This window comes from Paenibacillus sp. J22P143 (genome assembly GCF_059692035.1).
Genome location: NZ_JCAUAQ010000032.1, coordinates 37226 through 48006, shown reverse-complemented (window position 1 = coordinate 48006; position 10781 = coordinate 37226). Strand labels below are relative to the sequence as shown.

The 10781-nt window shown below is 40.1% G+C and carries 14 protein-coding genes and 1 pseudogene; 2 read left to right on the top strand and 13 right to left on the bottom strand.

Annotated features, from left to right (window positions below):
• The 7 genes and pseudogenes from AC58PQ_RS26480 to AC58PQ_RS26450 all read right to left on the bottom strand — a co-directional run.
• The coding region (locus AC58PQ_RS26480; RefSeq protein WP_497246867.1) for a hypothetical protein at positions 1 to 180 on the bottom strand (180 nt) is incomplete at its 3' end.
• 400 nt (positions 181 to 580) lie between these two features.
• Entirely contained in the window at positions 581 to 1339 is a 759-nt protein-coding gene (locus tag AC58PQ_RS26475; protein ID WP_497246865.1) for a SurA N-terminal domain-containing protein, read from the bottom strand.
• A complete protein-coding gene (locus AC58PQ_RS26470; protein WP_497246863.1) occupies positions 1329 to 1850 on the bottom strand; it encodes an RNA polymerase sigma factor in 522 nt (173 codons plus the stop codon). The genes AC58PQ_RS26475 and AC58PQ_RS26470 overlap by 11 nt, the downstream gene beginning before the upstream one ends.
• A gap of 372 nt (positions 1851 to 2222) precedes the next feature.
• Positions 2223 to 2942, bottom strand: a complete 720-nt coding sequence (locus AC58PQ_RS26465; RefSeq protein WP_497246861.1) for a DUF3600 domain-containing protein — start codon at positions 2940 to 2942, stop codon at positions 2223 to 2225.
• Complete coding sequence (locus tag AC58PQ_RS26460) at positions 2920 to 3504, bottom strand: sigma-70 family RNA polymerase sigma factor (RefSeq protein WP_497246859.1); 585 nt, start codon at positions 3502 to 3504, stop codon at positions 2920 to 2922. Before AC58PQ_RS26460 ends, AC58PQ_RS26465 begins: the two co-directional genes overlap by 23 nt.
• Positions 3505 to 3876: 372 nt before the next feature.
• Positions 3877 to 4176 carry a hypothetical protein gene (locus tag AC58PQ_RS26455; protein WP_497246857.1) on the bottom strand — a complete coding sequence of 100 codons (300 nt, stop codon included), beginning with the start codon at positions 4174 to 4176 and terminating at the stop codon, positions 3877 to 3879.
• Positions 4177 to 4180: 4 nt separating this feature from the next.
• Positions 4181 to 4606 (bottom strand): annotated as a pseudogene (locus AC58PQ_RS26450) (penicillin-binding protein 2); the annotation flags it as partial.
• Positions 4607 to 5112: 506 nt separating this feature from the next.
• On the opposite strand from AC58PQ_RS26450, the gene AC58PQ_RS26445 reads away from it, so the two are divergent.
• Positions 5113 to 5529 carry a VOC family protein gene (locus tag AC58PQ_RS26445; protein WP_497246855.1) on the top strand — a complete coding sequence of 139 codons (417 nt, stop codon included), beginning with the start codon at positions 5113 to 5115 and terminating at the stop codon, positions 5527 to 5529.
• A 185-nt stretch (positions 5530 to 5714) separates the two neighbouring features.
• Here AC58PQ_RS26445 and AC58PQ_RS26440 read toward each other — a convergent pair whose 3' ends face one another.
• From AC58PQ_RS26440 to AC58PQ_RS26430, 3 genes are all read right to left on the bottom strand, one after another.
• Entirely contained in the window at positions 5715 to 6020 is a 306-nt protein-coding gene (locus AC58PQ_RS26440; RefSeq protein WP_497246853.1) for a hypothetical protein, read from the bottom strand.
• A gap of 106 nt (positions 6021 to 6126) precedes the next feature.
• Positions 6127 to 6519 (bottom strand): DUF7674 family protein, encoded by a 393-nt coding sequence (locus AC58PQ_RS26435; RefSeq protein ID WP_497246851.1) that lies wholly within the window; start codon positions 6517 to 6519, stop codon positions 6127 to 6129.
• 143 nt (positions 6520 to 6662) lie between these two features.
• Positions 6663 to 6863, bottom strand: a complete 201-nt coding sequence (locus AC58PQ_RS26430; RefSeq protein ID WP_497246848.1) for a hypothetical protein — start codon at positions 6861 to 6863, stop codon at positions 6663 to 6665.
• Between the two features lie 338 nt (positions 6864 to 7201).
• Here AC58PQ_RS26430 and AC58PQ_RS26425 point away from each other — a divergent pair, with 338 nt between their 5' ends.
• On the top strand, positions 7202 to 8404 hold the full coding sequence (locus tag AC58PQ_RS26425) for an IS110 family RNA-guided transposase (RefSeq protein ID WP_497246846.1): 1203 nt from the start codon (positions 7202 to 7204) through the stop codon (positions 8402 to 8404).
• Between the two features lie 228 nt (positions 8405 to 8632).
• Here AC58PQ_RS26425 and AC58PQ_RS26420 read toward each other — a convergent pair whose 3' ends face one another.
• The 3 genes from AC58PQ_RS26420 to AC58PQ_RS26410 all read right to left on the bottom strand — a co-directional run bounded on the left by AC58PQ_RS26420 (position 8633) and on the right by AC58PQ_RS26410 (position 10523).
• Positions 8633 to 9130 (bottom strand): NUDIX domain-containing protein, encoded by a 498-nt coding sequence (locus AC58PQ_RS26420; RefSeq protein WP_497246844.1) that lies wholly within the window; start codon positions 9128 to 9130, stop codon positions 8633 to 8635.
• A gap of 232 nt (positions 9131 to 9362) precedes the next feature.
• Entirely contained in the window at positions 9363 to 9854 is a 492-nt protein-coding gene (locus tag AC58PQ_RS26415; RefSeq protein WP_497246842.1) for a DinB family protein, read from the bottom strand.
• 207 nt (positions 9855 to 10061) lie between these two features.
• Positions 10062 to 10523, bottom strand: coding sequence for a hypothetical protein (locus AC58PQ_RS26410; protein ID WP_497246840.1), 462 nt, complete (start codon positions 10521 to 10523; stop codon positions 10062 to 10064).
• Positions 10524 to 10781: the final 258 nt, after the last annotated feature.

Sequence of the window (10781 nt, the reverse complement as noted above, 5' to 3'; positions counted from 1 at the left end):
ACAAGGATTAATGCATTTCAGCCAGTGCCTTATTGCAACCGTTTCGGGTAACAGCCCTTCCTGCAACGTCCCTTGTTTTCCAAGTCCCTTACAGCCTAGCTTTTTTTTTTTTCTGAACTTAGGTGCTTCCTCTAAGCCTGTGAGATTAATGCCACCATAGTTCGGCATAGCGTATTTCATAGGATAAAGTTTTACTTTACGCCACTCACCCCATCGTTTAATGGTACATGCGTTTCCGCATGCTCTAACTTTAGACCTGTACATTCGGAAGTTCGTCAGTTCGCTTCTATGCGAGCATTCTCACCATATTCAGTTTTTCAGCCGCGCGACATATCCGTTGGCATACCTTTTCTATTCGAATGGCTCTAGCCTTCGTTCTGTCGAATCTACCTGTACTTCACACCTCATGTTCTGTTAAACATGACGCGTGCAGGAGTATTGGCGGGATGGTTTCGGGATACATGGTTCCGTCATTCCCATCCTCGGTTGTAAAGTTGAGATCACTGCTGTAATCTCCTGCTTTTCACACTATGTGATGCTTATAGCAGAACTTGTCGTACTTACCCGTTAGCGCAGTAAGTTAGAGATTTTCTTTATAAATTCGGATATTACTTTTTTTCTGGTTCCAAAGTTCTTCTTTAAATTTTTCATAACTAGATACGGTCAAGTTCAGCTTTTGCCCAACTACTTTGGTTTTCATCAATAAGTCCCTATAGGCTTTTATAATATCTGGACTTTTCCAAAAATCGTCTTCAGACAATCCTGACAGCTTAATGCGATTTTGCATAATCTCTTTCATGTCCTCTGGGAAATCGGGCTGATTCATATTTTTTCTCAACTCTTGGATGTAAGAATTAATCTCTTCGTTAGAAACCGTGTATCCCTTTTCCATGGCATAATCAACAACAAGCTGCTCTTTTATCATATCGGTTAATAATTCCATATCTGTTTTGTTTACTTTGACGTCATTCATTTTCCAAATGAATTCAAGGTTTGCTTTGTAGAAAACAAAATCCTTAACTAGAATGTTTTGACCATTGACGGTCGCTGCAATGTTGTTACCGTCTACTTGGTGCTGTACGAGTTTTTGCTTGATTTCATTGAAAAGTTCACCGATAGAAACCTTGCTAATTGCGTAACCAGCCGTAGGAAACACCAAAATTACGCAAAGAGCGATTAATAATGCCATACGTTTTTTTTGGAGAAGTACAGTTACCGAAGAATGTGATTTACTTAAAACTTCCGTATAATTCACAGATGATTCTTCTTCCGCCACTGCATTCCGAAACATATTGGTCAACCTAGATTCAATCTCATTAGTATTATCTTTAGGTTTCATCCAAAATCCCCCCTCCTTCTGCATTCAGCTCGAATTTTAACTTTTTTAATGCTGCATGGAGCCTTGATTTACAAGTCCCTAACGGTATATCTAAGATGGACGCAATTTTGTTTAATTGCATGCCTGAATAGTAACGTAAAACTAATATTTGCTTATATTTCAAATTTAACCTGCCTACGGCGTCCCACAATTCTTGATCACGTTCATGCTGGAGAAACTCTGATTCTGAAGAAACAGTGCTTTTTGAATTTGGAATATCGCCAAATAATTTTAACCATTTTTGTTTTCTCATTATGTTTTTTGTCACGTTAACCGTAATCCTGTATAACCAAGGTTCAATTGGTTTTTGTGGGTCATATAAGTGATACTTCTTAAAAACCCTAATAAATGTTTCTTGCGTGATATCATCCGATAGGGTCCTTGAGCGTGTTATTAATAATGCTACCTTAAAAACATAGGGAGCATATGTTTCAAATATCTTAGATTTTGGTTGGTCTGAATCACTATTCAATCGTATCCTTGCCTCCTATCTTAAACCTCATGTGATATACACCTTGAAGCCTAAAATGGTTCAATTATAAGGGGAAATATTTTAACATAGTTTTTTTACAATTCTGTCAGTTAGCGCAACGCCCATCAGGACATCTGTATATAACCGCTTATTTTGTGCAGAAGTCAGAATAAGAAGGATCCGCCGCGGCGGATCCTTCTGCTGTTTTATAAACTATCGTTACCCGTTAGCGCAATGATCCGTACTTTTACCTGTGATATGGTTATCCGTACTGTCTGCAGCGGCAAGTTTGAAAAGGCCATCTTTTGCGGGATGGCCTTTTCATCTGTTCAGTTAGTTCAGTTACATTTAGGATTAAAAAAATATTTCATGTCAGTCTATGACTTTTGGTTTTGCCGATTGGCGAATTTTCTGCTCGAACTCTCTAATTTTTTGCTCCGCCTTTTCGTAGCTAGGCTGGAGTTCGGTCGGCAGATTCTTCACTTGAACGGGGCCATCGCTTGGGTTAACTCCAGCTCTCGCCAAAATGGTCTCACGTTGCATTTGCGCTACAATATAATCGTCGTATTCTTCGGACGTCAGCACATTACGGGCCATTGGTAAGTGATTCAAACGGTCAAAGTACGGCTGGATATCGGCATAAAGCTGCTTTAATTTGGAGTATGTTTCCGGGTTAAGTGCCGAGAAATCAATCTGCGAATGGTCTTTGGCATATTCCACCTTGGCGACAACCATTTGTTTCGACAATTTCTCGAATGCAGGATAATCATCGCCCAATTCGCGCTGCGCTCCTGCGAATTTCATTCCAACTTTCTGGTATTCCTGTATCGAAACCGTAACAACTTTCTTTTTTAACTCAGTGTATGAACCGTAAATGCGGTCAGCGAAATCGGGACTTGCAAATGCCATGGCCGTAAAAGCAAATGCTCCGATAAGAACACCCACAGCAATGCGCTGCAATTTCCTTGGTCGGCTTCCTCTTGTCTTCTTCCATCGTTTAAAGCCTTCAGCAACCAATTCGTCAAGCTCCACTGGAACTTTAATCGTTCGGGCAGAATTTTGAAAAGACCTACGAATTTGTTCGATATCCATGGGAATCCTCCACCATTTCATTATTATTTGCCCAAGTCAATCGCAATTTCTCAACGGCAGCATGGTGCCGGGATTTTACGGTGCCGATAGGAACTCCAAGTAATGATGCCATTTCCTCGAAGCTATAATCCTGATAATAGCGTAGTACAAGTACTGTGCGTAGCTTCTTGGATATCTTCATAATTAACTGAAATAGTTCGTCTTGGGTTTCCAGATCAATCAAAGATTCATGAGCCGGTATAACCAACGTAACAAGTGATTGCTTCTTCTTTTCGAAAATGCGAAAGTTTCGCCACAGGTTTCTCCGGTGATTGTTCACTTGATGTACGACGATACCATGCAACCAGAAACGGAAAGATCGTTTTCCGTCATAGGAACGTAGCGATTTCCACAACTGAACGTATACTTCATTTGCTACTTCCACAGCGTCCTGCGAATTCGGGATCAAAAACGCTATCATCCGGTAGACGTCATGACGCGTTTCTTCATAAAGCTCTGCAAACGCCGTTTCGTCCCCATTCGCCATCCGCTTCAGCAGCTCATGGACATTCTCTTCCTCCATTAAAGGGGCCCTCCCTAAGAAAGTTTATTTTCGTCCTATATTGGTTCAATTCAGTAAAAAAGATCGGTTTTCTGAAAAGAAAAAAATGTACGCGGGAATCTCAGACTTTGTATGAGGTTGATTTTCGAAGCGGCGACAGGTTGGCATTCTTCAGTTCGCCTTTCTCACCGTGCGTCTTTGACGGGGCGTACCCCACTGTTAAAAAATCTTGCTTTCATTCGTACACTTTAATTCCATCACATTATCAAATATCAAACTCGACAGATTGTAGGATAAAATACAATAAATCTTATCATAAATTTAGAGTCTTTAATTAAACTAAACTGCCCGTTAGGTGAGCGAAAGGCTGCCGATCGTTCCGGCAGCCTCCCGTTACTGTGTATTGAACAAAACGTTCTGCGTTAGCTGAACAGCCTGCAGGATCTCGCCGGCAGGCTGTGTAATTAACCGGGTTGTCACGATCTGATCGAGAATGGCTTGCTGTGCGGTGAGCTGCACCTTGCGATTAATCGTTAGATACAGATTCTGCCCCTTGACCGGCTTGGTCAGCTTCATGTCGCCGACGATCCGGCTCATGCTGTCGATTTGATAGGATTTATAACCGTTAAGCCCCCGCATCTCCTTCTGATACATCAACTCGATGCCGTCGTAGCCGACCTCCTCGGAATCCAAATACTTAAGCGTGGGATCCGATTGATCCGCGTTGATTTCTTTTATAAAAGTCCAGATTCTCCTTGGCTCCCTTCAGCTTGTTCATATAGCCGACCAATTGAACGGCGACCCGGTCGGGACTGTACTGGCGGATGCGCTCCTCCACGATCTCCATGTCCGGATACTCGTCGCGGTGCTCGCTAAGATAGGCGATCTCTTCTTTTGACAGTCCCGATTTGATCCGTCGTTGTTGAAATGGCAGATGCGTTCTGCCTTTGATGTCCATAGCCTTGATAACTTCCTGAGTCGTCAACGGCTTGGAATTCACTTCGCCTTTTTCGTTAAACAGCTGCACGAGTTTTGCAGCCAGCGCCTCCGCCGCTTCTTGCTTAAAGCCTGTTTTGAAAGTAAAATATAGGGACTGAGTTGAGATCGAATATGCGATCTGCTGTCCCGCCGAATCTTAAATATTGCCGCGGATGGGCGGGATGGATACGCCCTTCGTGATCATGCTTGTCTGGCGTTCCTAGAGACTCGGACCCTCGACGAACTGTAGATAAGCAAAACGTACGATTAGTGAAGAGAACAGGAGAAATGTAAGCATGAAAAGACATTTAACCTAATACTGAAATGGCGACGGTTTCGAACTTTTTCTTTCGCACTTCGGTTTTATCATTAAATTCCATACCGTTCCCTCATTCCGTCACTCGATACCCACCCTTTAATTGTCATATATTCAGACGAATTCCTTTTTAGAGAGGTTCAATCTTTATCCCTGCACAATAAGAATAAGCAACCTTACGGGAATGGCGGGTATCCGAACTCAATACCAAGTTATTTTTCAAAATTTACGGGCTTCCGAATCCATGAGACCGATGAATTCCCGGATCGGCTGTCGTCTATATAAAAGAAGGCATAAATGAACACAAACTAATTTGACGAAGAGGTGTTTAGAAAATGGCATTAACGTCCGCATTCACGAGCTTCAACCTGCCTGTAAAAAACGTAGAACAATCGAAAGCGTTCTTCACCGGACTCGGATTCGAGCTCAACCCGCAATTCCCCGAGAACGAGAATTCGGTAGCCATCGTGATCGGCGACAACCTGCAGGTCATGCTGATCAATCAAGCATTCTTTAATACGCTCACGGAGAAGGAATCCGTCGATACGAGCAAGTATGCGCAGATGACGATCGCATTGGCCTTCGAGAGCCGGGAAAAGGTCGATGAAATCGTGAATACCGCGGTCTCCTTGGGCGGGAAATTGCACGCTGAACCTGAAGATCATGGGTTCATGTATCATTGGGGCTTCGTGGACTTGGACGGCCATCTGTGGGCCATTAACTACATGAACATGGATGCGGCAAAAGGTTAAGGCTAACGGAGAGCACGCTCGTACTAGGGTTTAAAAAGAAATCTTTCTAAACACCTCTATCCTGCGGAGGTGTTATTTTATTTGTTTTGTGAATTACGTCACGTAATACAAAAAAAGGGCTGCCGCGAAGCAAGCCCCTCAACTATCGTTACCCTTTAGTTCAACGAAATGCGCGAGCGAACTATTTATCTTACTGAATTATTCTCGTTGTGCTTTTTAGAAGCTAGGTGTTGTATTGGGTACTCAATATTGCATACATCACAATGATAAGCATAATTTCTTATAATTCGTTCAGTATGTGTATACAGTGTCTTACCGTCAAAACCTCGATCAACGAATGGCTTATCGCCAAGCGAGTGGTCTTTAATTTTTTTCTTCATTTTCGCTCCACAATCTGGACACAATTTCTTTTTAAAAAACATATAAATAAATTCCTTTAAAGTATGACTTGCTTCTATTCTCTTCCCACCCATAGACCAATTAGTAACCAAATTCTCACCTCCAAATATTTAAAAATTAATCAAATATCACTAATAAAAATAACTTACTCGAACCCGTTGCATTGATGAGATATTGTTTTAAACTATAGTTACCCGTTTAATATTCGATGTTCGTTCCATTGACCCTATTAAAACAGTCAACTAATTCTCGATAAGCTATATCATCTTCAATTCTCCATCTGAGAAGACCTTTAATTTGCGAAAATATTCTTGGCTTAATCCAATAAGGAATTGCTTGGTAAGTAATTTTGTCATCAACTAGATGTTCATAAAAGGATACCCCTGCTGCATTCCATAAATCTTCGGCTCTTTGATTGGAACACCATTCAGCATATTCATATATTTTCTTAAGCTGCTCTTCATCACCACGATGATGAGCTACTTTTACCATATCTGAGAGAGTCTGAAACACATCATAAATTGTTTCATGAAAAATAGTTCCAAAACGAATATCAAACAACTCCGTGGCTTTTCTTCTCCATACGCTCAAAATTCCACCCCTGTCCCCCACCCATCAAGATTTTCACCTCATTTTACCATACTATCCTGCCCGTTACTTCAACGAACAAAGCAGACTGCCACAGCAGTCTGCTTAATTTCACTATCGTTTCGCGTTAGTTTAATTACTTGGCTTTAGCTCAGTTCATTCTCATATGAATCGATTTCAATTATTTCTCTCAAATCGCGGTAAGCTAAGTAGATAGAAAGCCTGCCTATATCGATCCAAAGTGAGTAAATCTCAGTTCCAATAATTTTAATGTCTGTTAATTCCCCAGCAATCTTACTTCCGTTTTCATAAATGAATCTGTAATGTTTTCCAACTTCAAGGTTCATTAACTCAAACCACCTTTTAGAGTGTCTTTTCCTACTAGAATGAAATATAAATCATAACATGAATATTCAACAGTTGACCCCACAATCCTGCCCTTTCGTATTATGAGGTCAGCAGATCTTTCTGGTAAACCTCATTTTTGTGTGGTCTTATTATAGCGGTAGCCGGGGATCGAACATTTCTGCCCGTGGGACTTGGATTCCGAGAGCTATTCAGTTCATCCCCCCTACTTGTTCAACCATGGTTAGGCTGGTTGGGACATGAATCCCGTATCACATGCGATAGTGTGGAAGACAAGAAGGTTAGGGGTTTCCGGTTAAAATAATACAGGAGTGATGTCATGAATCCAGTCATCGGTTTGGATGTATCAAAGGGAGAGAGCCATGCTCAAGCTTTTTTAGATCGTGGAGTACCTCATGGGAAGATCTTTAGGTTTAATCATGATCTTGAAGGTCTAGCGTCTTTTCTAAGTTATATTAGAGGTGTGGAATCGGCAGCAGGGATTCGTCCTGCCATTGTTATGGAAGCAACAGGCCATTATCAAAGCCCCGTTGTTCAGTTTCTAGATGAGCACCAGTATTTGAACATCGTCATTAATCCGTTAATCTCACATAACGCCAAGAAAACCAATTTGCGAAGGTTAAAGACGGATGCTGCAGATGCCCATCTATTAGGGACCCTGTTCTACAAAGAAGAGTTAGAACCCTACAAAAAGCGCGGGCAGCATCTCATGAATTTACGCTTTCTAACACGCCAATATGAAGCTTTAACAGGTATGTATGTCCAAGCAAAACTACAGTTCCAGGCTATTCTGGATCAAGTTTTCCCTGAATATCATGGCGTGTTTGGTGACCTTTATTCAAAGGTGTCCCTTCGATTTTTGGCTTTACACCCAACATCAAAAGAAGTCCTAGAAATGTCTGAGTTGGAGATTACTACTGCAATCCAAAGTCTTACTGGACGCGGCAAATCCGTCTCATGGTGCTTGGAACGTGCTCAAATCCTAGGAGCGGCAGCAAAGCAAAACCCCTTTAAGGAGACGGCTTTTTCAAGCCATTTGATCTCCATGCAACTGCTCATCAAATTGCTTCTTCAATACCAGGATCATCTATCAACCCTAAATAAATCGGTAGATGGCCTGGCTGAAGAGTTACTTGAATATGATTTAATCCAATCGATACCCGGAATTGGTACTAAGATTGCTGCAACAATTTTAGCTGAGATTGGTGAGATCGATCGGTTTGATCACGCAAAAAAACTGGTGGCCTTTGCCGGTGTTGATCCAAGTGTTTTTTCTTCAGGCAAGTTTGTATCTACCCAAAATAAAATCACTAAGCACGGCTCCAGAAGGCTTCGGACTGCCTTATATCAAGCTGTACGATGCGGTATTCGTAGTAATAGAAATAAGAAATTAAGGGCTTATTATGATAAGAAACGTGCTGAAGGAAAGCTATTCAAAGTAGCAGTAATTGCATGTGTGAATAAACTCATCCACTGGATTTTTGCCATCTTAACTACTAAGGAAGCGTTCCGGTTAGAATGAGCAACAAGAAATAGAAATATATGGAATCTATTTCAGTGCTTAATAGGACGGTTCTTTCTTATGCACTTTTTTAAGTATACCACCTCATGAATCAGTCACTAATAATTAAATATTGACAAGCTATTAGCTGGAATAGCGGGGAAGGCTGCCGAACAATGATCGTCGGCAGCCTTCTCATGATTTGTCATTGAACTCTCGTTCTCCCGTTAGTTCAATTACATTTGTTTACTATTCTAATATTATTATTCCATGAAACTTATTATAATCTTTAAATACCCTTTCGTGATGCTTTGCAAAAGGCTCATTTGAAGCTTCCGGTAAATTATCTAATGGGTAAAACTTAGCATCCACGCTTTCATCAGTCTCTTTTTCAAGCGTTCCTGTCCATTCATCGACTCGAAATAGATACTCTATTATGTGATGCTCGTTACCCCAACGGTCTGTAAATGTTTGTGTTGTGGGAGAAGAATAAATAGCAATTAATGTTGCCTTAAGAACATCAAGGCCTGTTTCTTCTTTAACTTCACGCTTCATCGCATCAAACACTGAGTCATCTAGTTCCATGGTTCCTGCAGGCATACCCCACTTTTTATCACCACTACGCTTTATAAACAATGCACGACCTTTTTCATCAAGTACGATTGCCCGTACTGAGTTTGCGATTATCTTTTGTGTGCCAATGATTTTGCGAAGTTTGCCTATGTAAGAGTCGTGCCAACCGCTCATTTTTCTCACCTTTTGGATTATTCTGGATGTAAATATCATATTGTTTTAATCCTATCAATAAAACAACTGATTTTAGATGGAATCGTTCTAAAATTGACATTGAAGAAAATCACGTTTGTTGAATTTGTATCAACAATCCTGCCAGTTACTTGAGAAAAGGCAACCGATCCACTTGGATCCGGTTGCCTTCTCATGTTGTTATTGAATTCTCGTTCTGCGTTAACTTATCGGTTTAGTTTTTTTGATCTTTTATTTGTTGAATATGTCGTTGCTCGTGTAAATAGAGCAATTCAACCCATTGATCTAATGATAAGTCTTCAAACACTGGATGTTTAACAGCTATTTCCTCCAAAATGGACTTGTCATCAATTTTTTTTAGAACACCCAATAAATCTATTCTTGAAACATTTAATTGTTGAATCAGCAGATTTACGTAAAAAGGTCCCGTACCTGGTTCAGAAATTTTTGGTGCACTAATAAACTTCGATCTATCTAATACATGGTCAAGCGGTTTGCGTACTGTTTTAGTTAGTTTGTTTTGTTCAAGCCCGAAAAGAATTGCTTTAGTAAACAAAGTTTCCGTCTTCAATAAATGATGACAAATCTGGGCTATACTCCACTTATTTGTATCAAATTTTCGATTGAATACTTCATCTGTTATATGCGAAATCTCATTTAACAATTGCTCTCTTGTAAGATAAAGATTTTCTTCGAAATACTTCATGTTTTCAAGCCCCCCCAAACTAATGGTACTTTTACCCATTATTATATTACAAGGTATTATGACTTGGTACTAAATATTCACTCCCCAATGAATTAAAATAAGGCAAGATCAACCAATGATCGTCACTACCGCATATATGTTGAACTTGAACTACAGTTTCCATTAGCTTAATCCGATTTACATATATTACTTAGTCAGACGCGGTATTTATAAAGGATCTGTCGCCCAAAGCATTCCTATTTTATCATTATCGAATACGACTATACCTGTATCATAAGTATAAAATTTGGAACTAGTTATTGTTGTCCACCCATAGAGCTTAAAGTATCCAGAAATTGAATCAAATTGGCCATTTGTGTAAAAAACTGCCTCTGGCTGAAATTTCTCTAAAAAGTAATTACTTAATTTCTCAGCCAATGGTTTTGTCTCCAAATCGATATTATGAGTCATGTTTTTTGAAAGAGTATATGTAAGTATATTTTTAGCATAGCTTCTATTCACTTGTTTCCAGTTACCCTTTATTTTCTTGGGGTTATGGCCCATTCGTTTTAAAAAAACTTCTTTTAATTCCTCGTCTTCAATATTTTTTCTGTCCTCGAAACCACAAGTAACTTTACCGGAATTTCTTCTACTTAATAAACTATAAAACTCTTCATCATCTTTGATCATTGCTTATTTCCTTTCTTACAAGTATCGAATCAAACCTAACTAATAGTATTAAAAATATAATATTACCATACTTTGGAACCATACTACCCGATCGTATTATGAGATCAACCAGAACTTACTGGTTGATCCTTTTTGCATTTGCTTGGAGGATTAAGGTAGTCGGGTCGAACGTACCTGCCCGTGGGACTAGATCCCGAGCGCTATAATGTTCACCCCTACTTGTCATTACCATGATTGAGGCTGGTTGGGACTATGATC